At 69.5% G+C, this 23,259-nt stretch carries 22 protein-coding genes; 10 read left to right on the forward strand and 12 right to left on the reverse strand.

Annotation, left to right across the window (positions count from 1 at the left end):
- Window positions 1-443: 443 nt before the first annotated feature.
- From ABZ824_RS25305 to ABZ824_RS25320, 4 genes are all read right to left on the reverse strand, one after another.
- Entirely contained in the window at window positions 444-2,150 is a 1,707-nt protein-coding gene (locus ABZ824_RS25305) for a 3-deoxy-7-phosphoheptulonate synthase (protein ID WP_356965658.1), read from the reverse strand.
- A 50-nt stretch (window positions 2,151-2,200) separates the two neighbouring features.
- Window positions 2,201-3,670 (reverse strand): NAD(P)/FAD-dependent oxidoreductase, encoded by a 1,470-nt coding sequence (locus ABZ824_RS25310; RefSeq protein ID WP_356965660.1) that lies wholly within the window; start codon window positions 3,668-3,670, stop codon window positions 2,201-2,203.
- A gap of 785 nt (window positions 3,671-4,455) precedes the next feature.
- The gene (locus tag ABZ824_RS25315; RefSeq protein ID WP_356965662.1) at window positions 4,456-4,938 is read right to left on the reverse strand and encodes a nuclear transport factor 2 family protein; all 483 of its coding nucleotides are present in this window, start codon (window positions 4,936-4,938) and stop codon (window positions 4,456-4,458) included.
- A 157-nt stretch (window positions 4,939-5,095) separates the two neighbouring features.
- Complete coding sequence (locus ABZ824_RS25320) at window positions 5,096-5,761, reverse strand: TetR/AcrR family transcriptional regulator (protein ID WP_356965664.1); 666 nt, start codon at window positions 5,759-5,761, stop codon at window positions 5,096-5,098.
- Window positions 5,762-5,933: 172 nt separating this feature from the next.
- On the opposite strand from ABZ824_RS25320, the gene ABZ824_RS25325 reads away from it, so the two are divergent.
- Window positions 5,934-6,425: a GyrI-like domain-containing protein gene (locus tag ABZ824_RS25325; protein WP_356965666.1), complete on the forward strand. Its 492-nt coding sequence runs from the start codon at window positions 5,934-5,936 to the stop codon at window positions 6,423-6,425.
- A 154-nt stretch (window positions 6,426-6,579) separates the two neighbouring features.
- On the opposite strand, the gene ABZ824_RS25330 is transcribed toward ABZ824_RS25325, so the two are convergent.
- Window positions 6,580-6,732, reverse strand: a complete 153-nt coding sequence (locus tag ABZ824_RS25330) for a hypothetical protein (RefSeq protein WP_356965668.1) — start codon at window positions 6,730-6,732, stop codon at window positions 6,580-6,582.
- 240 nt (window positions 6,733-6,972) lie between these two features.
- The gene (locus tag ABZ824_RS25335) at window positions 6,973-7,581 is read right to left on the reverse strand and encodes a helix-turn-helix domain-containing protein (RefSeq protein ID WP_355075211.1); all 609 of its coding nucleotides are present in this window, start codon (window positions 7,579-7,581) and stop codon (window positions 6,973-6,975) included.
- Window positions 7,582-7,636: 55 nt separating this feature from the next.
- Here ABZ824_RS25335 and ABZ824_RS25340 point away from each other — a divergent pair, with 55 nt between their 5' ends.
- Window positions 7,637-10,822, forward strand: a complete 3,186-nt coding sequence (locus ABZ824_RS25340) for a carboxyl transferase domain-containing protein (protein WP_356965949.1) — start codon at window positions 7,637-7,639, stop codon at window positions 10,820-10,822.
- A gap of 424 nt (window positions 10,823-11,246) precedes the next feature.
- Here ABZ824_RS25340 and ABZ824_RS25345 read toward each other — a convergent pair whose 3' ends face one another.
- Window positions 11,247-12,422, reverse strand: coding sequence for a serine hydrolase domain-containing protein (locus ABZ824_RS25345; protein ID WP_356965670.1), 1,176 nt, complete (start codon window positions 12,420-12,422; stop codon window positions 11,247-11,249).
- A gap of 155 nt (window positions 12,423-12,577) precedes the next feature.
- On the opposite strand from ABZ824_RS25345, the gene ABZ824_RS25350 reads away from it, so the two are divergent.
- The 7 genes from ABZ824_RS25350 (at window position 12,578) to ABZ824_RS25380 (ending at window position 18,966) form a co-directional block, all read left to right on the forward strand.
- Window positions 12,578-12,991 carry a YciI family protein gene (locus tag ABZ824_RS25350; protein WP_356965672.1) on the forward strand — a complete coding sequence of 138 codons (414 nt, stop codon included), beginning with the start codon at window positions 12,578-12,580 and terminating at the stop codon, window positions 12,989-12,991.
- A 2-nt stretch (window positions 12,992-12,993) separates the two neighbouring features.
- Window positions 12,994-14,235 carry a DUF6596 domain-containing protein gene (locus ABZ824_RS25355; RefSeq protein WP_356965674.1) on the forward strand — a complete coding sequence of 414 codons (1,242 nt, stop codon included), beginning with the start codon at window positions 12,994-12,996 and terminating at the stop codon, window positions 14,233-14,235.
- 80 nt (window positions 14,236-14,315) lie between these two features.
- On the forward strand, window positions 14,316-14,960 hold the full coding sequence (locus ABZ824_RS25360; RefSeq protein ID WP_356965676.1) for a pentapeptide repeat-containing protein: 645 nt from the start codon (window positions 14,316-14,318) through the stop codon (window positions 14,958-14,960).
- Window positions 14,961-15,128: 168 nt separating this feature from the next.
- Window positions 15,129-16,169: an AraC family transcriptional regulator gene (locus ABZ824_RS25365; RefSeq protein WP_356965678.1), complete on the forward strand. Its 1,041-nt coding sequence runs from the start codon at window positions 15,129-15,131 to the stop codon at window positions 16,167-16,169.
- 495 nt (window positions 16,170-16,664) lie between these two features.
- On the forward strand, window positions 16,665-17,489 hold the full coding sequence (locus tag ABZ824_RS25370; protein WP_356965680.1) for a protein phosphatase 2C domain-containing protein: 825 nt from the start codon (window positions 16,665-16,667) through the stop codon (window positions 17,487-17,489).
- 35 nt (window positions 17,490-17,524) lie between these two features.
- Entirely contained in the window at window positions 17,525-18,385 is an 861-nt protein-coding gene (locus tag ABZ824_RS25375) for an SDR family oxidoreductase (RefSeq protein ID WP_356965682.1), read from the forward strand.
- A 53-nt stretch (window positions 18,386-18,438) separates the two neighbouring features.
- Window positions 18,439-18,966 carry an AAA family ATPase gene (locus tag ABZ824_RS25380; protein WP_356965684.1) on the forward strand — a complete coding sequence of 176 codons (528 nt, stop codon included), beginning with the start codon at window positions 18,439-18,441 and terminating at the stop codon, window positions 18,964-18,966.
- Between the two features lie 16 nt (window positions 18,967-18,982).
- Here ABZ824_RS25380 and ABZ824_RS25385 read toward each other — a convergent pair whose 3' ends face one another.
- Genes ABZ824_RS25385 through ABZ824_RS25405 form a run of 5 tightly spaced genes read right to left on the reverse strand, consistent with a single transcriptional unit; the run spans window position 18,983 to window position 22,638 of the window.
- Window positions 18,983-20,488: an FAD-dependent oxidoreductase gene (locus ABZ824_RS25385; protein ID WP_356965686.1), complete on the reverse strand. Its 1,506-nt coding sequence runs from the start codon at window positions 20,486-20,488 to the stop codon at window positions 18,983-18,985.
- 52 nt (window positions 20,489-20,540) lie between these two features.
- Entirely contained in the window at window positions 20,541-21,476 is a 936-nt protein-coding gene (locus ABZ824_RS25390) for a glycosyltransferase family 9 protein (protein WP_356965688.1), read from the reverse strand.
- The gene (locus ABZ824_RS25395) at window positions 21,473-21,790 is read right to left on the reverse strand and encodes a hypothetical protein (RefSeq protein WP_356965690.1); all 318 of its coding nucleotides are present in this window, start codon (window positions 21,788-21,790) and stop codon (window positions 21,473-21,475) included. The genes ABZ824_RS25390 and ABZ824_RS25395 overlap by 4 nt, the downstream gene beginning before the upstream one ends.
- A complete protein-coding gene (locus ABZ824_RS25400; protein WP_356965692.1) occupies window positions 21,787-22,245 on the reverse strand; it encodes a hypothetical protein in 459 nt (152 codons plus the stop codon). Before ABZ824_RS25400 ends, ABZ824_RS25395 begins: the two co-directional genes overlap by 4 nt.
- A 57-nt stretch (window positions 22,246-22,302) precedes the next feature.
- Window positions 22,303-22,638 (reverse strand): hypothetical protein, encoded by a 336-nt coding sequence (locus ABZ824_RS25405; protein ID WP_356965693.1) that lies wholly within the window; start codon window positions 22,636-22,638, stop codon window positions 22,303-22,305.
- 194 nt (window positions 22,639-22,832) lie between these two features.
- On the opposite strand from ABZ824_RS25405, the gene ABZ824_RS25410 reads away from it, so the two are divergent.
- The gene (locus tag ABZ824_RS25410; RefSeq protein WP_355075241.1) at window positions 22,833-23,252 is read left to right on the forward strand and encodes a CBS domain-containing protein; all 420 of its coding nucleotides are present in this window, start codon (window positions 22,833-22,835) and stop codon (window positions 23,250-23,252) included.
- The last annotated feature ends 7 nt before the right edge of the window (window positions 23,253-23,259 follow it).

Raw genomic sequence — 23,259 nt, forward strand, 5'->3', positions numbered from 1 at the left:
CGCGTGATCGTCGACCGTAAACGCGCCCGGAAGGATTGCCACTCGGCGGTATAGCGTAGCCGATCCGCAGCTGCGAGAACCAGAGCGAACATCAATCTCTAACTTACCGATGGTTCTGGTCGTATATGGACAGCTCGTTCGATTCCTCAGCTGTCCGCCTGTGCGATATGGGTGATCGGTACCGTGTCATCGGACCAGACACCGAGAAGGGCAGCCCAATGTCCACGGAACCGGGTGATGATATAGCGCCCACTTCGATATCCGATTCCCGCTGCTGGCAATGAATCCGTCACTCGACCGCCACACCGGCACTCGCCGCTGCGACCCGCGCTGTTCGTGCAAGCGTTGCGAAGTCCCGGAGCGCCGCCGAGTGCCCGGCGAACGATTCCAGCGGTGGCGTGGCTCTCGTTACCGGACCGTCGGCGCCGCGCCGGGAGTTCGTGTCATCGCGGTGACCAGGTGGCCCGCAGTTCGAGCGCGGCGATGACGCGATGAAGCGTTTCGACGGGGTCGGGGCCGCATTCGAGATGCAGGCCGCCGGGAACGGTGCCGGTCGTTCGGCACGTGTCGAAGAACGCGCGAATCACGTCGGCGACATCGTCGGCACCGAAGTCGCCGCCGCCGTGCGGCATGCGCGTGGACGGCATCGGATCGCACACCCAGCAGATCGGTGTGTCACACGCGGCGGCCGCGGCGAACAAGGACGGAAGCGTATCGAGGGTACGGGCGACGCCGAGTCGGGGGACCAGTGTGAGCCGCCCCGGCTCTTTCCGCGGATTCAATGTGCGACAGAGGAACTCGATGTCGTCCGGGGTAGTGGCGGAGCCGAGTGCTACCGCGACAGGGTTACCGGCATGGATGGCGACCCGCATTCGGTCGCGGGCGAGAGCCCCCGCCCGATCGTCGAGCCACAAAAGGTGTGCCGAGCGATCCCACCATCGTTCGTCAGGTCCCTGGCCGGGCGGGACGACCGGTTCGCGGGAGATGCGCAGCAGCGGTAGCCAATTGTGCAGTTCACTGGCGCCCGGCGGTGCGATCGCGGCGACCGGCAACAGCCCGCTCACCGCGCGGAGCAGGTCGCGTCGCACCGGATCGTGCGACCGGTCGGCGGCGCGGCGCAAAATGTTCACGCACAGCGTGATCGGCAAGCGGTCGGCGGGCCACTCGTCGAGCGCCGCGGCAGCGCGGAGGTCGCCGCGGTGTCGTCCGGGCGCTCGTTCGATGGTGACCGTCGCTGTTCCCAGCCCATGCGTCATGACCGCGGCCGCCGCGTACGTCAGTGCCCTGCGCGCGGCGACCGTTCTGGTGTCGTCGCCGGCAGAGGCGTCGTCGCGGCCACCGAGGTGCAGGACGAAACCATCTCCCCGCGCTGCCTTCGCCAAATCCGCTGTGAGAACCTCGCATTCGTGGGGTTGTACAGGGCCGGGCCGCGAATGCCGCAGGCGGATGGGTAGCGCTGCGGAGTCCGCACCCCGCTGTACGCTGCCCAGGAATTCGTGCGCCTCGAACAGTCGGCTCGCCACCAGGAACGACCCCGGCCGCGCGGGTTCCGGTTCGTCGGCCCAAGGCGGATCGGCACCGGCCGTGGCGGCGTGGTCGGGTGGAATGACGTCCGGGTTGAACGACTCCCGGATGTAGCAGAGCGGCCGATCCCCGAGCGTCATGACGTATGCCCGTGCCGCGCAGAGGCGACCGTCCGGCCACCGCGCCACGCCGGTCCGCAGGAGATGCCGCCGCTGGGATACGCCACGGGAAATGAAGCCGGTGCCGATCGGCACCCGCACATCGTCCATACCGGAAGCGGCCGCGCCCGCGCGCACCGCGACGACGTAATTGATGGATGCGGTGACCAAGTCGGCGTTGACCAGGCAGGAGCGGCGGACGATGACGCGATCGGAACCGGATACGCCCAAAGCGTCGGTGACCGTGGTCGGCAGCCGGCCGGCCGCGATGTCGTCCTGACGCAATACCCGCACGTGCAGGTCGGTGCGAAGTATCGCCGCCAGCGCGGGGGTGGTGAATCCGTCACTCGCCAGCAGCATCCTGGTCAGCGGGTGGTCGAATCGCCCGATCTCGTCGTGGGTGCGCAATCCCGAACCACCGGGCGGGCGATCACCCGGTGGTTCGGGGCCGATGTGCGTGATCGTCACGACCGGCTCCGTGCAGTGCCTGTCACGAGGAATCCGTGCCGGTACCGGCGCTAAAGGGTGGTGGCAGCCGTCGGTGGGAGAACGGGACGAGCCACGGCGGCGATCTCCGCTTCGGTCCGCGGCCGATCGGTGAGGCCGAGCACCGGCTCGGTCGTGATGCGCAACTGGCCGGTCGTCGTGTCCGCCAACGGGTCGCGCCAGTGATCCCACACGACGGACATGTCGAGGTGGCCCATGTACTCGAGGTTCGCCGACTCCGCGTGCAGGCCTTCGGCCGCGGAGATGATGGTCGCGGTCGCGGCGCGCTGTTGCACGCCCGAGGACTCGTCCATGTCGGTCAGGCCGGCCATGATCTCGGTGAACTGAGCCTGCTTCGTGTCGCCGCTGTGCCCGGTGGTCAAGGTGCCCGCGTGCGCGAAATACTCCTCCGAGCCCACATACTGCTCGTACATCCGCGACACCAGGACGAGGAATCGCGTGTAGGCCCGGCGATAGGCGTCCTCGTAGAAGGCCAGCGCGGCGGACTCGCTCAGTTCGCCGCGCAGGATCGTCGCGATGGCCGCCGCGGCGACCAGGCCGGAGTACGTCGCCAGATGCACGCCGCTGGACAACAGCGGATCGAGGAAGCAGGCCGCGTCGCCGACGACCACCCAGCCCGGACCGCTGAACCGGTCGGAGGTGTAGGAGTAGTCCTGCTCCGCCTTGACCTCCGCGACCTGCCGCGCACCGACGAGCAACTTGCTCATCGCCGCGCTGTCGGCGATGGTCTGTGCGTAGTACGCCTCACGGCCGAGTTCGCGGAGTTTCGGAGCCGCTTTGCGCGCCGAGACGACATAGCCGACGCTGTGGCGGCCGTTCGAGAGCGGAATGTTCCAGAACCAGCCGCCCTCCGGCGTGGAGACGACGTTGATCGCGCCCTCCGGGCTGTCCGGATGTAGGTGTGCGCCTTCCCAATACGACCACACGGCGACGTTGCGGAAGGCGGGATGCTGCTGACGATCGACGACCTGGTGTTTGGCCAGCACGCCCGCGCGGCCGGAGGCGTCGACGAGGAAGTCGATCTCGGTGGTGTGCACTTCGTCGTCACCGTCGACGGTCCATTCCACGGCCGTCGGCCGGTCGCCCTCGAACAGGACGTTGGTGACCGTGGCCTGCTCGATCACCCGCGCACCCTGCTCGGCGGCGTTGCGCAGCAGCAGTTCGTCGAAGACGTCGCGCTGGACCTGCCAGGACCAGGCCTCGGCGTCCACGAGCTTGGACCAGTCCAGCAACCAGTTGTCGTCCTGCCACTGGAAGTGGCCACCTCGTTTGATCTGGAAGCCGTGGGCGGCCACCGCGTCGTAGGCGCCGGAGACGCGCAAGGTCGACAGGACCGAAGCCAACAGGCTCTCGCCGATGTGATAGCGCGGGAACTTATCTCGTTCCAGGAGGGTCACCCGGACCCCCGATTTCGCGAGCAGGGCTGCGGTGGTGGACCCGGCTGGGCCGCCACCGATGACCAGAACATGCGGATTGTCCATAGCGAACTCCCTGGAACTGCCGACAACGGATCGTGCGCACGCCTCAGTGGTGGAAGGACTCCGGGCGAGCCGCGGTCTTCGACGCGTCCGAATCAAGTTTTGCCACTGATTAGCTAAACTAACGGTGCACGGTTTGATTGTAGCAATTGATAGCCAAACATCAATAGATACAAGCTATTTGGCAACCATCGGTCTATCCGCCTGTAGGTTACTGAAGGGTTGCCAAAATGCCCGCAGGAGACCTTGCCGCTGGACTGTCGTCACTGGGCATGAGCTGCGATGCCGAAGCTGGTGGACATCGCATCGTCGGTGGAAACCGTTGCGGGAGGGAGAGTTTCGCCAGCGCTATGCAGTCGCGGCGGGGAATGTGGAGGTCAGGGTAGGCGGCGATGACATAGGTCGTTCGGTCATCACCCCTCTTTCCCAACGGATCCAAGGATACGGCGGACCCTCGCGTCGCACGAGTCGTTCACCAAGAGTTACCGCGCTGGTGACCAGGTCTCCGCTTCGGCCAACTCCCGGCGACGGTCCAGGCGAGCGGATGACATTGTGGCGCGGCGGATTTGCCGACCCTTCTGACCTGCGCGGTAAAGAATTTCGCGGTGTCGGTGGTTGTGACACTCCGGTGGGCGAACTCGGTGGCGTGCGCCGAGCCGTCATCGCGAGGGCGCGAACGGCGACACGGCCGCCAAGTCATCCAGGAGCGGGCGTTCGCGACCACGGAAGTCGGTGTCGCGTCGCGTGAAGGCGGCGGAGTGCCGGGAAATGAGCGAGAAGGGGCGAGTTCAGGCCGGGCCGCGTCCGGCGGCGACCCGGCCCGCGACGGGTCGTACGTCGCGGTGGGATATCAGCCACTCGCCGTCGTATTTCTCGTATCTGTCCTGCACCAGGCCGATGGTGGTCCAGTCCGCGGGGCGGTTGGTGTCGGCGAATTCCCTGGTGGTGAACCAATGCCATACCGTGGCGTAGGCGGTGAGCAGCGGGCCGTCCTCGGTCCACTCGATGGTGGCCTGCCCGGCGACATGCGCCACCATGGTGCGCTGGGATTTCGGCGCGCGGCTCATGTACGCGGTGAACTCGTCGCGTCCGTGGAAGCGCACCACCGGGCCGGGCATGATCCGGTACTCGATCAGCGCGTCCGGTGTGAAACATTCGACGAAACGTTCGCTCTCCCCGGTGTCCGCGAGTCGGAAGAAGTGATAAAACGTGCGGTAGATCGCCCGCTCGGCTTCGATGGTCGCGAGCAGATCTTCGGGTGAGCCGGTCACGTCGGTCCTTTCCCCGGCGACAAGGTATCGCGCGGTGAGTCGTACGGTGTCGAATTCGGCGGCAGAACTTCGCAGGTGCGCTGCGGCTCTCGCCAGGTGCGGCGGACGCGGTACGCTCCTGCGCGTCGACGGTGGAGGCGGTTTCCAAGCGGACGGCCTACGGGCTCAGGGGGTTTTCCGTCGCTTCGTAGGCGCGCAAGAAAGTGTCGACCCCCGTCGTGGCGACCGCGCGCATCTCGGTGGTGGAGACCTTGCGGGTGCCCAGCCGTGAGCGGCCCTCCATCGGGCCGGTGATCAGCGCGAGGAACTGTTCCGCGGCGGTGGCCGGGTCGCACGCGCGCAAGCGGCCGGACAGCGACAGGCGCGCCAGCCGGTCGGCCAGCGCATCGGCCAGTTGGTCGGACGTGCGGCTCACCACGATGTCGATCAAGTCGGGGAACTGGGCGACCTGCCCGTAGGTCAGCCACCGCAGCGACCGGGATCGCTCGGAGCAGCAGACCCGGATCAGCCGGTACGCCAGGTCCTCCAGCGCGGCGCGCAAGTCGGGGCCGGGGTTGCGCAACCGGTCCACGACCGCCAGGTTCTCGGCCAGCACCGCGTCGCCCGCGGCCGCCAGCGTGTGCCGGAACAGGGTTTCCTTGTCGTTGAGGTGGTTGTAGATGGTCGGCTTGGCGACGCCTGCCGCCTCGGCGATCTCCTGCACACACGCCTGCGCGTAACCGCGGCGTGCGAAGACCACGAACGCCGCGTCCAGGATCGCCTGCCGTTTGTCGATCCGCCCGCGCGAAGCCGCCTGTCCGGCTTGCGATGTCACTGCTGCCACTCCCGCAGTCTAGTACGCCCACGAATATTAGATTGAACCGGCTGGTACAAAGCTCCGCATGTTTCGGCCCGAGCCCGTGACCATGAGACCCGGCGCACGGCGGCACCGATGAGTTTCCGGCGGTCACGGCGTCGTTGGTGATGGAGTATCCGCGACCTGATCAAGGAGAATCATGACCGACGACCTGGCTGCCGCCTCCACGGCCGATCCCGAATTGCTCGATGTCCCGGAGGTCGCCACGGCGGTTATCCGTGACCGTGTCCCACCCGCGGGCTTGCGAGACTTCTTCGACCGGTCGTTCCGGATCCTGCCGGAGGTCGTCGCCGGACAAGGCGCGACGATCGAGGGGCAGGCATTCTGCGTGTATCGGGCGGAGTCCGACGCCACGCTGGATCTGGAGGTGGGGTTCGCGGTCGACCGGGACCTGCGCCCGGAGCGCGACGTCAGGGCCGGTTGCCTGCCCGCGGGCCGCGTGGCGAGGATCGTGCACGCCGGTGGATTCGACGGCTTGGCTGCCGCCTGGGAACACCTGCGGGCCTGGATCGATGAGCAGGGACTGGCCGCGGAGCCGCTGCGGTGGGAGGTCTACCTGACCAAGCCCGCTCCGGACATGGACCCCACGGATCTGCGCACCGAGCTGAACTGGCCGGTAGCGCAGCGATGATCGAACCCGCGCCCGCCCGACGGCGCAGCCGACGAACTGTTGGCGGCAGCTTCGGCGGGACGGCGTCGAATCGAAGACCTCGCTTCGAACGCGTAACCAGCGGCGTCCCGGAATCTCACGACGCTGATCCTCGCGTCGGCCCGGCTTGGCGGCTTCACGTATCGGGGTCTTCGTCTCGGTCGGTGTTGGGCCCCGGGCCCGCCAGATTGCCGGAGTTCTCGGAGTGGCCTTCGAGAATGCCCTTTTCCCGCGCGTTCGATGTTTCGTGCGAGTCGTCCTTGTCGGTGGTGTCGTGGGGGTGATTCATGACTGCTTCTCCTCGGGAAAAGTCGACGTGGGTGTCCGGTCCGGGTGGGGCTATCGCGAATCGGCCTACCCCTGGAGCTGCGCGGCAAACCGAGGGGAGCGCCCGGTCCAGCCATATCGGACGCGGCGCTCGACGGGTTCAATCGCGCTGTAAGTCAATTGAATGCGTGATGCACGGCCCTCGCGGTGCGGTGGCGGCGATCAGCAGGGGAAAGAATGACGCAGGTCAGGCGGTGACGGGCTACAGGCCGAGCAGAGTTTCCGCGACCTTTCCCATGGCCTCGCGATACTCCGCACGGCTGGACTCGTCGGCGGTCCGACGCGCGAGGATGCCCGCGGTGAGGGTGTAGCCGATCGTTTCCGCGATCACCCGCGGCGTCGCCACCGGGGTGATGCGGCCCGCGTCGAGTTGACGCTGGAGATACCGGGTGAAGCGGCGGATCGGCCGTTCGGTGATCTCCTCGGACAGCGCCGCAACCTTGGGGTCCACGGACCCGCGCTCATCGATCAGGCGCAGCAGAGGTCCCGCCGCGGCGACCGCTGTGGCGAAGGATTCGATGGTGGCGCGCAACATATTCCGCGGATCTTCGTCCTCGATGCCCGGCTCCTGCGCGGCGAGGAAGTCGTCGCGCACGCGCTCGGCCAGCGCGAGGAAGATCTCCTCCTTGGAGGCGAAGTACACGTACATCGTCGCGCGGGAGACGCCGGCCTCGGCGGTGATGGCGGCGACGGTGGTGTTGTCGTAGCCGCGCTCGGCGAACACGCGGGTCGCGGCGTCGAGCAGGTCGCGGTGCCGGGAGGTGTGCGAGCGCTCCCGCGCGGCGCGCACCGACCAGGTGGACTGGGTCACGCCGATATGGTGACCCATATTGACGTTGACGTCAATGTCAACCAGACTGGGCGGCATGCAGGTCGTCGTGGCGAACAGGGGAGAAGTAGCGGTCCGCGTGTTGCGCACCGCCCGGGAACGGGGTTGGCGAACCCTCGCGGTGCACACCGCCGAGGAACGAGACGCGCTGCACGTCCGGCTGGCCGACGATGCCGTGCCATTGCCCGGCGTGGGAGCCTCCGCCTACCTCGATGTCGCGGCCGTCGTCACGGCGGCGAGGAAGGCGGGCCCCGGCGCGTTGGTGCACCCAGGCTACGGATTCCTCAGCGAGAGCGCCGAATTCGCGAAGGCGTGCGCGGCGGCCGAACTCGTGTTCGTCGGTCCGTCGCCCGAAGCGCTCGACATCTTCGGCGACAAGACCGCGGCACGCGCGGCGGCCGAGCGCGCGGGTGTCCCGGTGATCCCGGCGAGCCCCCGCGGCGCGGACATCGCCGAGGTGCGGGCACTGCTCACCGCGCATCCCGACGGGGTGATGGTGAAGGCCGCGGCGGGCGGTGGCGGGCGCGGTATGCGTGCGGTGCGCGACGCGGCCCGCCTCCCGGAGGTGTTCGAACGCTGCCGCGCGGAGGCGCTGGCCGGATTCGGTGACGACGCGGTCTACGCGGAGGCGCTGATCACCGGCGCGCGGCACATCGAGGTTCAGATCGTCACCGACGGAGCCGTGGCGGCGGCGGTCGGCGACCGCGATTGCAGCGTGCAGCGCAGGCAGCAGAAACTGCTCGAGGTCGCGCCCGCCCCCGAATTGCCGGCCGGGTTGCGCGAGCGGTTGCATCGCTGGGCGGTCCGGCTCGCCGAATCCGTCGGCTGCCGCGGTGTCCTCACCGTCGAATTCCTGGCGCGCGGCGACGAGGCGTGGTTTCTCGAGGTCAACCCGCGGCTGCAGGTCGAGCACACCGTCACCGAAGCGGTGCTGGGAATCGATCTGGTGGCGGTGCAATGCGATCTCGCCCGCGGCGCCACGCTGGCCGATCTCGCGCTCCCCGATCCCGGTTCCGCGCGCGGTTACGCGGTGCAGGCGCGCCTGAACGCCGAAACCGTCACCGCGGGCGGCGACGTGCTGCCCGGCACCGGCACGCTGACCCGGTTCGCGCCACCGACCGGAGTCGGCGTACGGGTCGACACCGCCGCGTTCACCGGTATGCGGCAGGACGCGCGCTTCGACTCGTTACTGGCCAAGGTCATCGCCTGCGGACCGTCCTATCCGGCCGCGCTGCGCCGGTGCGCCGACGCGCTGGCCGAGACCGTCGTGACCGGAGTGGACACCAACATCGCCGTGCTGCGCGCGATCTTGACGGATCTGTCGGAGGGCCGCGTGGTGCCGACCACGTGGTTCGAACGGAACGTCGACGAATTGGTCCGGCGGGCGGATGATTTCGCCGTCGTCGTGCCCGCTGCGCCCGACCGGGAAGAGAGCGCGGCCGCCGAAGTGACGCTGGACGGCGACGAGGAGGCGGTGCGGTCACCCATGGGTGGCACGGTGGTCGCGCTCACCGAGCCCGGCGTCGTGGTCGCGGCGGGCGGCGAGGTCGCGGTGCTGGAAGCGATGAAGATGCAGCACGTGGTGCGCGCCGAGCAGGACCTGCGCGTGTGCCGCCACGTGGCGGCGATCGGCGCGGTCGTCGATTCGCACGCGCCGCTGCTGACCTTCGTCCCCGCCGAGCACGAGGGCGCGGTCGTGGATCACACCGCGGTGGACCTGGATGCGGTGCGCGCCGACCTCGCCGAAGTCCACGCCCGCCGACGGGGAGTGCTCGACGAAGCACGGCCGGAGGCGGTCGCCAAACGCCATCGGCTCGGGCGGCGCACCGCCAGGGAGAACATCACCGACCTCGTCGACGCGGACAGCTTCGTGGAGTACGGCGCGCTCGCGGTGGCCGCCCAGCGCCTGCGTCGCAGTCCGGAGGACCTGATCGCGAACACGCCCGCGGACGGCCTGATCGCGGGCGTGGCCACCGTCGGCGCCGAGCGATTCGGTCCCGGCCGCTCGCGCGCGGTGGTGCTGTCCTACGACTACACGGTGCTGGCGGGCACCCAAGGGATGCGCAACCACGTCAAGACCGACCGCATGCTGGAACTCGCACGCGAACAACGGCTTCCGGTGATCTTCTTCACCGAGGGCGGCGGCGGCAGACCGGGCGACACCGACTATCCCGGCATCTCCGGTCTGGACGTGACCACCTTCCGCGCGATGGGCGCCCTCTCGGGCCGGGTTCCGCTGATCGGCATCGTGTCCGGACGCTGCTTCGCGGGCAACGCGGCGCTGCTCGGCATGTGCGATGTCGTGATCGCCACTCCCGACGCGAATATCGGCATGGGCGGCCCCGCCATGATCGAGGGCGGCGGCCTGGGCGTCTACGCCCCGGAGGACATCGGCCCCGTCGAGGTGCAGCGTCGCAACGGCGTCGTGCACATCGTGGCCGCGGACGAGGCGGAGGCGGTCGCCACCGCGCGGCGCTATCTCGCCTACTTCCAAGGCGACATCGAGGAATGGACCGCGCCGGACCCGCGGCTGGCGCGGCACGTGGTTCCGGAGAATCGGCTGCGTGCGTTCGATATTCGTGCCGCGATCGAGGCCGTCGCGGATGTCGGGTCGGTGCTGGAGCTGCGCCGCGACTGGGCGGCCGGGATCATCACCGCACTGATCCGGGTCGAGGGACGGCCGTTCGGTTTGATCGCCAACGACTGCCATCATCACGGCGGGGCGATCGATGCTCCGGCCGCCGACAAGCTCAGCATGTTCCTACGTCTGTGTGACGAGCACGGCCTGCCGATCGTCTCCTTCTGCGACACACCGGGCTTCATGGTGGGCCCCGACGCGGAGAAGGACGCCACGGTGACGAAGTTCAGCCGCCTGTTCATCGACTCCGCCGCGCTGTCGGTGCCGCTGGGCACCGTCATCGTGCGCAAGGGCTACGGTCTGGGCGCTCAGGCCATGGCGGCGGGCTCGTTCCGCGCTCCCCGGTTCGTCATCGCCTGGCCGACCGGCGAGATCGGCGGCATGGGCCTGGAGGGCGCGGTCCGCCTCGGGTTCGCGAAAGAGCTGGCCGCCATCGAGGATCCGGGCGAGCGGCAGCAGGCGTTCGACAACCTGGTCCAGCTCGCCTACGCCAACGGCAAGGCTCTCACCGCCGCCACCGTTCTGGAAGTCGACGACGTCATCGATCCGGCCGATACGCGCCGCTGGATCCGTACGCTGCGCTGACCGGTACGGCGGCCAGGGATCCGGCGCGACCCGCCACGCGCGCCGGGTCGAGATCATGATCCGCACGCGCGCCCTATCAGGCGCCGTGCCAGGACGGTTCGTGCTCACCACGGGATCGAGGACCGGCGAGCCGGGCAACGCCCGCCGGGGCGCTGCGCGCGTTCGCCGAACCGACCCGGATGCCGGTGGCGACCACGCTGATGGCGCGGTGCGTTTCCCGACAGTCACCCGCAGCACGTGCGCATGCCCGGCATGCACGGCACCGTGGCGGCAGTCGCCGCGCAGCCCGCTGCCGGACCTGTCGCCGTGGTGGGCGCGGCTAGACCGTCTGCGCGCCGACTATCCGCTCGGCTACCGACGGCCCGCCGACGACGCCGCACCCGGTGACCGGGTGGGCCTGCGCGCGTCGCGGCGGAGCGAACGCTCACCGCGCGGTTGCGTGCACGCCGTTCAGCGCGTCGACCAGGTTGCGGGCGCGCAGATCCAGCGCGCCTTCGACGATATGGTTGGTGACGTAGGCGAAGGCGAGACGGCGTTCGGGATCGGCGAACGCGAGACTGCCGCCGCGGCCCGGATGGCCGAACGAGGCGGCTCCGCCCAGTGGCAGTTCCGCGGTGGGCAGCATGTACCCCGAGGCATAACGGCCGGGCAGCATCAGCACGTGATCGGTGCCCGCGACCTGTTCCCGGCTGGCGGCGGCGAGAGTGTCGGCGGTGAGCAGGCGCGTGCCCTCGACCTCGCCGACGAGCGCCGCGTACAGACGCGCCAGGCCGCGAGCCGTGCCGATGCCGTTGCTCGCTGGCAGTTCCGCGGCTTGGACGGCCGGTGAATTGAAGTCGATGTCCGCCGGGTCGGTGATCTGGAAGGCCCGATTGACCAGGGCCTGCGGATCACGCATCGCCGCGAGCAGCGGACGCAGCGACTCGGGAACGGCGTCCTCGGGCACCGCGGTCAAGTCGGGCGCGGGCGCGAACACCAAGCGGCTGACCCGGGCCTGCTCGGACGGTGGCAGGCCGATGAAGAAGTCGATATCGAGCGGACCCGCGATCTCCTCGGCGAGAAACCGGCCGGGCGTGCGACCGGACACGCGGCGGATCACTTCGCCGACCAGCCAGCCGTAGGTGCGCCCGTGATACCCGAACGCGGTGCCGGGGGGCCAATTCGGCGCTTGCGCGGCCAGCGCGTCCACCATCGGCGTCCAGGCCAGTGCGTCACCCAGTTCGACGGGCTTGTCCAGCGCCGCAAGGCCCGCTTGGTGCGTCAGCAGCCAGCGCACCGGGATGTCGGCCTTACCCGCCGCCGCGAATTCCGGCCAGTAGTGCGCCACCGGAGCGTCGAGATCGAGTTCGCCCCGTTGCGCGAGCAGGTGCGCGATGGTGGCGACGACGCCTTTCGTCGCCGAATAGACCAGCTGCAAGGTGTCGCGCTGCCACGGTCGCCCGGTATCGGGATCGGCCGTTCCGCCCCACAGATCGACCACCGGCCGCCCGTCCAGGTACACGCAGACCGCGGCGCCGACGTCGCCCTGCTCGGTGAAATCGGCCGCGAACGCCTCCCGCACGGCCTCGTAGCCGGCGGCGGCCGTTCCCTCGATGATCATGCGGGACAGCATGGCACGACGCGGCCGAGCAGAGCATCCGGCCTGGTGACCACCATCGAGAAGTTTTTTCCACCGCGATGTCCGAGAATGGTCAGCGGCTCCGACGTTCCAGACGAGCGGCGCCACCGGGGCGCCGACGACCCAGAGGAATCGCCATGAAATACATGATCCTGAGCTACGCCTCGCAGCGGGACTATGACGGCATGGTCGGCAAGGACACGGGCAAGCCCGCGTGGACGGCCGAGGAATTCGCGGCACTGACCCAGTTCATGACCGAGCTCAACAAGAAGCTCGAGGAATCGGGCGAACTCGTGGAGACCCGCGGACTGGCGGAGCCGGTGCACACCAGGCGGCTGGGCATCAAGGACGGAAAGCCGTTTGTCACCGACGGCCCCTACGCCGAGACCCAGGAAGTGCTCGCGGGATTCTGGATCGTGGAATGCGAGAGCTTCGACCGCGCCACCGAGATCGCGGCCGAACTCAACAACTGCCCAGCTCCCGCGCACGTACTCCAATCGGTCTACGCCGATGTGCGCCCGATCGCCGAAGCCGCTCCCGAATTCGGCTGACCATGCCCGATCCAGTGGCGACGGACCTGCTGCGCCCGTTGGCGCCGCAGGTCCTCGCCGCGCTCGTGCGCAAGTACGGGCACTTCGACACCGCGGAGGACGCGGTGCAGGAGGCGTTGCTCGCCGCGGCGACGCAGTGGCCCGCCGACGGTGTCCCGGCCAAACCGCTGGCCTGGCTGATCACCGTCGCCTCGCGCAGGCTCACCGATCTGCTGCGGGCCGAGCAGGCCCGCAGGCAACGCGAACAGACCGTGGCCCGCTGGGCGCTGCCGGAGGACTGGCTGACGCCGCCCGCCGACCGGCAGCCCAGCGACGCCGACGACACCCTGATCCTGCTGTTCCTGTGCTGTCACCCCGCGCTGTCGCCGTCCTCCCAGGTCGCGCTCACGCTGCGCGCGGTCGGCGGCCTCACCACCGCGGAGATCGCCCGGTGCTTCCTGGTTCCGGAACCGACCATGGCGAAACGCGTCGGCCGGGCGAAGCGCACTATCGCACGCAGCGGCGTGCCGTTCGCCCCGCCGTCCGCGGCCGACCGCGCCGACCGACTGGCCGCCGTGCTACACGTGCTGTATCTGATCTTCACCGAGGGCTACGCCGCCACCTCCGGCCCGCACCTGCATCGGGTCGAGTTGTCGGCCGAGGCGATCCGGCTCACCCGCCTCGTGCACCGCCTGCTGCCCGAGGACGACGAAGTGGCGGGACTGCTGGCGCTGATGCTGCTCACCGACGCCCGTCGTGCCGCACGCACCGGCCCCGGCGGCGAGCTGATCCCGATGGAGGAGCAGGACCGTAGCCGATGGGACGCGGGCACGATCGCCGAGGGAATCGCACTGATCACCGCCGCACTACCACGGGGGATTCCAGGGCCGTATCAGTTGCAAGCCGCGATCGCCGCATTGCACGACGAGGCGCCCAGCTACGGCGCGACGGACTGGCCGCAGATCGCCCTGCTCTACGAACGCCTGCTGGCGGCGGCCGACAATCCGATCGTCGCGCTGAACCACGCGGTCGCGGTGGCGATGGCAGTGGGACCTGCGGCGGGGCTGAAGCTGGCCGACGATCTCGGCGAGCGTCTCGCCGGCGACCACCGATTGCCCGCCGTGCGCGGACACCTGCTGGAGATGCTCGGCGACATCGCCGGCGCCCGCGGGGCGTATCTGGCCGCCGCGGAGCGGACAACGAGCATTCCGCAGCAGCGCTACCTGCTGTCGCGCGCTGCCCGGCTGGAGCCGAGCGGCGACTGATCTCGATCAGCGGCCGAACTTGTCGTTGCGCACCGGAATACTCGTCGCCGACCGATCTTCGTGACGAACTGGAGGAGTGCATGGCGCGCGAACTCGACGACCTGCCCTACGCGCGGTATCTCACCGCCTTGGACGGGGACCTCGAAGCGGAGGGCGACTACGACTGCGTCCGGGTCGACGGCGGTGCGCTGGACGACATCGATGTGTCGCACGCGCGCTTCAACGAGTCGGCGTTCAGCTCGAACACCTTCACCCGCGGCACGCTGCGCTACAGCCGGTTCACCGATGTGTGGCTGCGCCACGTCCGCTGGGTCGGCACCGAATTGGCCGACACGGCGTGGCTGGACAGTGAGGTGGTGGCGGGCGCGATGTCCGGTGTCGACTTCGCGGGGGCGAATCTGCGGCGGGTGCGATTCGAAGGGTGCAAGTTCGACTCGGTGAACTTTCGCCGGGCCCAATTGCGCGAGGTGACCTTCACCGACTGCGTGCTGCGCGATTGTGACTTCGCCGAGGCCGCGCTGACCGAGATCACGGTGCCCGGTTCGGCGCTCGTCCGGCTCTCGCTGCGCAACGCTCGCGTGGTGAAAGCGGACCTGCGCGGCGCGACGGCACTCGATGTCGCCGACGGGCTCGACAGCCTGCGCGGGGCGACGATCAGCAGTCCGCAGCTGATGGATCTCGCGCCCGCCTTCGCGCGTTCCATCGGCATCACCGTGCGGGATTGATGGCGCCGAACTCACGCGACACCGGACACGGCTACCGTTCCGGCGACGAAAACAGCTGGCTGCCAGCGGCTGCCGTGACGACATTTCGGCGAACCGCCGATGCGCACGACACCCGATTGATACATTGCGCCGATACCGCGCAGTACCGCTTCATCGAGGACGCGAGTCATGGTAGATCCGGATCCCCTCCGCAGCACCGCAGGCGTGCGTGCGCTCGTACGCATCGCCGGAGAGCGGGGCATGGCGCCCGCCGAGTGCCTGGCCGGTACCACGCTGGCGCCCGCCGAACTGGGCGACCCCTCCGCCGAGATCACCGCGCAGGACGAACTGCTGGTGGTGCAGACGGTGCTCGGCCGGTTCGGCGACGAGCCGGGACTCGGTCTCGCGGCGGCGGTCCGGCACGATCTGCGGTCGCGCTGGCCGTGGGGTCTCGCGCTGCTGGGCAGCCGGACGCTGCGTGAGCTGATCGAGGTGGGGTCGCGCTACATCGGTCGCACAGTGCCGTTCGGGCGACTGGCCATCGAGGAAGCCGACGGCGAAGCGCGGCTGGTGTTCGACGACGCCGACATCCCGCCCGAGATGCGGGCGTTCTTCGCCGAAGCGGCCCTGGCCGGATTGCCCGCTTTCGATCGTGAATTGTTCGCCGTTGGCGTCCCGGTGCGGCGGGTCGGTTTCCGGCACGCCGGTCCGCGCGACCTCGAGCGGTACCGCGACGTCTTCGGTGTGGCGCCGGTTTTCGGTGCGCCGACGAGCGCGGTGGTCTTCGACCGCGGTGTGCTGGACCGGCCGCTGCCACCGGCGAACGCCGCCGCGCGGGACAACTGCGGACAACTGTGCCGCGACCTGCTGGACCGGCGCCGGTCACGGACCGGCGTCGCGGCGTCGGTGCGCGACCGCCTCGTTCGCACTCCGGGTGAGATCCCCGATCAGGCGACAGTCGCTCTCGGGCTGTTCATGAGCTCGCGCACCCTGTCGCGGCGGCTGAACGAGGAGGGCACCTCGTTCCGGGCGCTGCTGGACGAGGTACGCCAGACCATGTCGGAGGTGCTGCTCGCGCACACCGACATGACCACCGAACAGGTCGCCGCGCGACTGGGCTATGCGGAGGCGGCGTCCTTCATCCGGGCCTTCCGCCGTTGGCAGGGCTGTCCTCCGCAAACGTTTCGCACGCGGGGGCGGCGGTCGCATCGGTCGCCCGAGCTGGTCTGAGCGACGAGCGGCTGCCCTCGTGCGGATCATCCGGCGCGGGGTGCCATCTCTCGCGGGTGCGGGCAGACCGTCGGCTATCGTGCTGCCGGGCAGCGGGCAGGGAGATCCGGCACCGGGATCCAGACCCGGAACACTCCCGTACTATCGCGATCGGAGTCGGCCTGCCGGGGAGATGAAGGAGGAGGGTGTGGAAGTTCGCACCAGCAATACGCCACTGTGGTTACGGTTGGGCCAACGACTTCCGGAGCATGGCGCGCCCGCCGGCCGCGGCACTGTCGGCAGGGGAGCCGTCCGATGAACGATGAAGGTGCCGACCTACGCTGCGCCGGATGCTCGGCTGTCGGACTCGACGGCCCGCGGTGCGGGTCCTGCGGTCGGGAACTCGGTTATCGATACATAGCGCTGCCCGGTCCCGACGCGACGTCGTGCGCCGATTGCGGAGGCGACCACTTCTACGCCGATGGGCGCTGTGCGCGGTGCGGCCGGTCGCGACCGGTGGCGGATCGCTTCGACACCGATCTGGGCGCGGTGGCGGTGCTCACCGATCGCGGCATCGTCCATGCGCGCAACGAGGACGCCGTCGCGGCCGGGGTGTTGGAAGGCGTGGTGCCGGAAACGGACGCGTCGGTCGTGATCGCGGTCAGTGACGGCGTGTCGACTTCGTCCCGGCCGCAGGTGGCCTCCGGTGCGGCGGTCCGGGCCGGTGTCGGCGCGACCGCCGCCGCGCTCGCGGCAGGACAGCCCGCGACCGAGGCGATCATGGCCGGGTTGGCGGCCGCGGTGCGGGCGGTCCGCGACGTGGACGTTCCCGATGGTCCCGCGCCCTCGTGCACGTACGTGTCCGCCATCGTCGCCCACCACGGCGCGGAAACCGAGATCACCGTGGCGAACGTCGGTGACAGCCGCGCCTATTGGCTGCCGACGCCCCAGCGTGACGAGCAGGCCCAGCGCTTGACCGTCGACGACTCGTGGGCGCAGGCACTGGTCGACGCGGGTGCGATGGACGAGCGCGCGGCGATGGCCGATCCCCGGGCGCACACGCTGATCCGCTGGCTCGGCGCGGACAGCCCGCCGAAGCCGTGGGCGGACAATTGTGTTCGGACGGTGCGCGTCTCGGGACCCGGTGTGCTGCTGCTGTGCTCCGACGGGCTGTGGAACTACTCGCCCGCGCCCGCCACGCTGGCCGACCAGGTGGCAGCGAAGGCGCCCGCGGAGGCTGCCCGCGCGCTCGCGGAGTTCGCGTTGCGTTGCGGTGGCGGCGACAACATCACGGTCGCGCTCGCGCCGGTCCCGTGGGAGAGCCGTTCGCCTGTTCCATAGACAGTGGTGTTCATGGTTGCGTATGGTCATCGACTATGACGAAGTTCGCCGGCAAAACCTGTCTGATCACCGGCGCGGCCAGCGGTCTCGGTCGCAGCACGGCGCTCGCGGCGGCGACCGAAGGCGCTTCGCTCGTGCTGACCGATATCGCCGCTGACGGCCTGGCGCGGACCGCGGCCGACGCGCGCGCCGCGGGCGCGACCGTCCACGTCGCCGAGGCGGCCGATGTCAGTGACTACGACCAGGTCGTGGCGCTGGCGGCCCAGGTGCACGACGTGGTCGGCAGCGTCGACATCGTCATGAACGTGGCCGGTATCGCCACGTGGGGGACCGTGGACCGGCTGACGCACGATCAGTGGCGGCGCACCGTCGACATCGACCTCATGGGCCCGATCCACGTGATCGAAGCGTTCGTCCCGCCGATGATCGCGGCCGGACGCGGCGGTCACGTGGTGAACGTGTCCTCGGCGGCCGGCCTGTTCGGCCTGCCGTGGCACGCGCCGTACAGCGCGGGCAAATTCGGCCTGCGCGGGGTGTCGGAGGTGCTGCGCTTCGACTTGGCACGCCACCGCATCGGCGTGAGCTTGGTGTGTCCGGGCGCCATGGCCACGCCGATGGTCGACAGCGTCGACATCGCGGGCGTCGATCGCACGGCCGAAGCGGTGCAGCGGGGCATGGCGCTGTTCATGCGGCACGCGGTCACCCCGGAGGCGGCGGCGCGCTCGATCGTGCGTGGTGTCGAGCGCAACCGCTACCTCGTGTTCACCTCGCCCGACATTCGCGTGGGCTTGTGGGCGCAGCGGTATTTCCCGCCCGCGTACAACGCCGCGATGCGCGGATTGAATTGGGCGATGAACCGCTATGTCGAGCAGAAGACAGGCGCTCGGGCGAACTGAGCGCGGCGGGGTCGCCGTAGCCGGTCGTGGCGGGGCGCGCCATGATCGTCGTCATGGCATCGGCTGTCTATCTGATCACCGGCATCCAGGCCGCGGGCAAATCCACCGTCGCCCAGGCGCTGGCCGAGCGGCTGCCGCGCTCGGCGCACGTGCGCGGGGACGCCTTCCGCCGGTTCGTGGTGAACGGGCGTGCCGAGATGACCGCGGACCCCTCGCCCGAGGCGCTGGCCCAGTTGCGGCTACGGCACAGCCTGGCCGCGGCGACGGCCGACTCCTATGCCGATGCCGGGTTCACGGCTGTGCTGCAGGATGTCTTCCTCGGTGAATTCCTGCCCTGGACGGCGGATCTGATCGTCACGCGACCGCTGTATGTCGTCGTGCTCGCGCCGCGCACCGAAGTGGTCTTGGCGCGCGAGGCCGGACGCGGAAAAGACGCCTACGACGAATTCACCGTCGCGGGGCTGGACAGGGTGTTGCGCGAGACCACTCCCCGGATCGGGCTCTGGCTGGACACGTCGGATCTCACGGCCGAGCAGACGGTCGATCGAATCCTCGCCGATGCCAGGCCGCTGACGGACTGAGCAGCCCGTCGCCGTTTCACCGGGTGTCGCGCGGCTCGTGCAGGGGAGTGAGCGAGCTGGTGGCCGGGCCCTCGAGCAGCGTGCCGTCCGCGGCGAAACGCGAGCCGTGCAGCGGACAGTCCCAAGTGCGTTCGGCGTCGTTCCAGTTGACGATGCCGTAGAGATGCGGGCACACCGCCGAGACCCGGTTGGTGACGCCGTCCACCGTGCACACCGCCGTCGGGTGCAGGCCCTCGCGCAGGACCATGCCGCAGTCTTCGGCTGGAGCGTCGCCGTCGTGGTGGGTCGCGACCCGCAGCCAGCCCGCGGAGAGTTTCTGTGCCACGGCGCCGTTGATCTTCGTCGCCGCGGGCAGTGCCTTGAGCTCGTCCGGACGCCAGCTCGCCAGCGCGCCCGCCCATCGAGGTGCCGCCCCGGTGAACCGTCCGGCCAGCGCGATCGCCGCGGCGACCCCGTTGGTCAAACCCCACTTGGCGTAGCCGGTGGCCAGCTGAATGTCGTTCTGCCCCGGCAGCAACGGACCCACATAGGGAAGCTCTCCGATGGGGGAGTAGTCCTGAGCCGACCAGCGGTGCGTCAGCTCGGCGCCCGGGAACCAGGTGTGCGCCCAGTTCACCAGATCCTCCACTTTCTCCCGAGTCGATCCGCCGCGGCCGACGACATGACCGTTGCCGCCGACCAGCAGAAGTTCGCCGTCCGGTCCCTGCGCGCGGCGCAGGGAGCGAGTCGGGCTGCCCGCGCTGATGTACATATCGCGCGGAGCCGGTCGGTCCAGGCGGAAGGCCGTCAGATAGGAGCGTTGCGGAGTGAGGCGGGCGAAGAATCCGCCACGATCGAGGATGGGCGTCCCCGTGGCCAGCACCACCCGGCCCGCGCCGAGGTCGCCGTGTTCGGTGGAGACGACGAGATCACCGCCGCCACCGTGATGTACGCCGCGCACGAGGGTGGATTCGTAGATCGGCGCGCCGTGTGACTCCACGTCGGCCGCGAGCGCGGCCAACAGGGCCATCGGATCGAGTTGGGCCTGATCGGCCAAGCGCACCGCGCCGCGCGCGGGAAAGTCGACGTCCAGCTCGCGCAACAGCTCGGTGGGCAGGCCCGCCTTCTGCGTCGCGGCGTATTCCGCTCGCACGGCCGACATTTCGTCGTCGTTCTGCGCGTAGGTCAAGGCTGCTGCCCGCTCGACGGTCACGCCGTGCGCGGCACAGTACTCCAAGAGCCATTCCTGCCCTTCGCGATTGGCCGCCACATAGTCGCGCAGGACGTTGTCGGAATGGTGCCGGGCGATCTGCTGCGCACGCGTCCCCTGCAGCAGGCTGACCTTCCCCGTGGTGGCCCCGGTGGTGCCCGCACCGACGCGTCTTCCTTCGACCACGGCCACTTCCACGCCGTTCTCGACCAGCAGCAGGGCGGTCACCAGTCCGGTGAGCCCGCCGCCGATCACCACCGTGTCGAAGCGCGATCCCGGCGTCAACCGCAACCGCGCCGGAACCTGCGCGCCGTGCAACCATAGGGACGTCATATGCCCGAGATAGCCGGTCTCGACGGGGCGAAACGCCCGTGCGGATTCCTTCTCATACTCGCACGTGCCCGCTGAGCTGCCGATCGGCGGCGGCGAGCACCTCGGCGGCGCTGATCATCGCCAATCCGGGCGCGGGTGTGTCCGCCCGCGGGTCGCCGGGGTGCCCGGCCCACAACGCGACATGCGCCGCCCGTTCCGGTGGCGGCCCCCAGACCGCGGGCGAGTCGGGACCGAAGATCAGCACCGACGGTGTGCCGAACGCCGTGGCCAGATGCCCGACGCCGGTGTCGCCGCTGAGCACGAGGGACGCGTCGGCCACCGTCGCGGCGAGTTGGCGCAGCGTGAGTTCGCCTGCCAGGACGTCGTTTTCGGGCAAGCCCGCCTGGGCCGCGACGCTGAGGGCGAGCGGACGGTCCGCGGCACTGCCGACGATACGTACCGGACATCCCCACTCGCGCAGGCCGGCGGCCACCGTCGCGAAACGGTCGGCGGGCCAGCGACGCGCCGGGGCTCCACCCGGATAGACGACGATGGAGCGCCGCTCTCCGGTGCACTCCGGTGGTGGCGTGATGTCCAGTCGGGCCGAATCGGCCGGGATGCCCGCCCAATCCAGTAGCCGGCACCACCGCACGGTGTCCGGCAGGCCTGGCTCGTACAGCGGACCCGGCACCTGTGGAAAGTCCTTGTGGCGGTGGGTGATCATCCGTTCCGGATCGGTCGCGAGCAGCGCGCGTATGCTCTCGGCCCCGCAGTCGTTCAGATTGACCGCGAAGGTCGGCGCCGCGGCGTTCCAGCGCAATCCGGCCGCCATCGGCGTCGCGTGGAGTTCGTCGACGCACGCGGCCAGTTCCACCACCGGGCGCAGCCATCCCGGCGCGGCCAGTACGAGCCGGTGTCGCGGGCGGGCGTCGTGCAACGCGCGCAGGGCGGGAACCGCGGTCAGCAGCTCCCGCAACCCGTGCGCGCGCATCGCGAGCAAGACGGTCATTTCGGCACGAAGACGCCGGTGAGGTCGGCCTTGCGGATCGGGGTGTCCGGATTGGCCTGCGCCGCGCACATCAACTTGATCGCCGTGATCGCCGCGTCGACGGTTCTGGCGTCGGGCGTCTCGTGACCCTCGCGCTCCTCTTCGAGGAACTTCTCGGTGGTGACGCGCTGCTTGTCGGGATCCTGGGCGACGTATTCGTTGCACGGTGTGTCACCGCCCTTGTTCACGATCTTCTCCGGCTCGTTGCCGCACCCCGCCGCGCACACCGCCAGCGCGGCAAGGACGGCGACGCCCATCCGGCGCGCGGCGCTCATCGGCCGAACCCCGCCAGCGCCGAGGCCAGGTCCGGTACGCCGAGCGCCTGCACCGCCTGTTCGCGCACGTCGGGGCAGGTCTGCGTAGTGACGGCGTCGACCGTGTCGCGGTGGGTGACGACGACGTCGTTGAGCCCGCCGTTACGGGCCGCCCAGTTGTGCACGGTGCCGTTGAACGTCACTTTGGCCACCGTGGCGCTCTGGCCACGCCAGGTGTCGATGTCCGCGCCCATCATGTCGCACAGCTGCTTCGCCGCTTCCGCCGTGATCTGGTCAGTGTTCGGCACCTGGCGGCTGCTCGGGCCCGGCATGGTGATCGAGACGGTCGCGGGCTGGGGCGTATCCGCGGCCGGATCGCCGCCGTCGACCGAACATGCCGTGAGCGCCGATCCCGCCGCCACAGCGCCGATGAGCAGGGCGAAGCGGCCCAAAGGCCGATTGGGCTGGTGTGTCATTCCTTCTCCTGGAGTTCGAAGCCGCATCCCCGCGGGCGGCACGCGATCGGGCGAGGATCAGTGACCGGCGGCGTCCCGCAGCCGCTTGCCTTCTCGCGCCTTGATCCGGCGGTGCTCGGCGACGATCACCAAGACGCCCGCGATGATGCAGACGCCGCTGACGATGCCCGCCACCACCGCCCACCCCGCGAATCCGTACCCGGCGGCGGTGAGCGTCAGGGCCATGGCCACGATGCCCACCGCGACCAGGATGATGCCCGGCCAGTTCCGGGCGTCCTCGATGGATTCTCCGGCGTGTGTCCGAATGGTGCGGGTGTCGTCCGGAAACGCGTGGGTCCGGGGTGCGTCTCCGGCACCGGATCCCGCGGTCGGCTCGTTCGGTGCTGGCAGCATCGGATGTCCTTTCTGCTGAGCGGCAACGATTTCGGTGCGCGGACAACCCGCGGCCCGCGGCGTTGCGAGCGGGCCGTCCTGGGCGGCCATACCGGTCGGATGCCCGCGTTAAGGGATCCGAAACGGGGGTAGGACGTCAGCGAGCGACCCTGTTCCGGGCCGCTCGTACCCGCGAGAAGTTCAGGAGGATCCCGATGACAACAGCACGGGACATCATGACCCCGAACGTGGAGTGTGTCCGCTCCAGCGACACGGTGGTTGCGGCCGCGCAGCGCATGGCGGAGTTGAACGTCGGCGCCTTACCCATTTGCGGTGAGGACGACAAGCTGAAAGGAATGCTCACCGATCGCGACATCGTCGTGAAGGTGATCGCCCAGCGTAAGGACCCGCTCGGCGTCGACGCGGGCGAACTCGGGGGCGAGGAATTGGTCACCGTCGAAGCCGACGACGACGTACGCAAGGTGATGTCGGTGATGTCGCAGCATCAGGTGCGCCGCGTGCCGGTACTGGAGAAAGGCAAGCTGGTCGGAATCATCGCGCAGGCCGACGTGGCCACCACCGTCGAGAACACCCAGTCGGGCAGCACCGTGGAGGCGATCTCGACCGACTTCTGAGTCCGGC

It is taken from the genome of Nocardia sp. NPDC047038 (assembly GCF_040644075.1).
GTDB lineage: Bacteria > Actinomycetota > Actinomycetes > Mycobacteriales > Mycobacteriaceae > Nocardia > Nocardia sichangensis.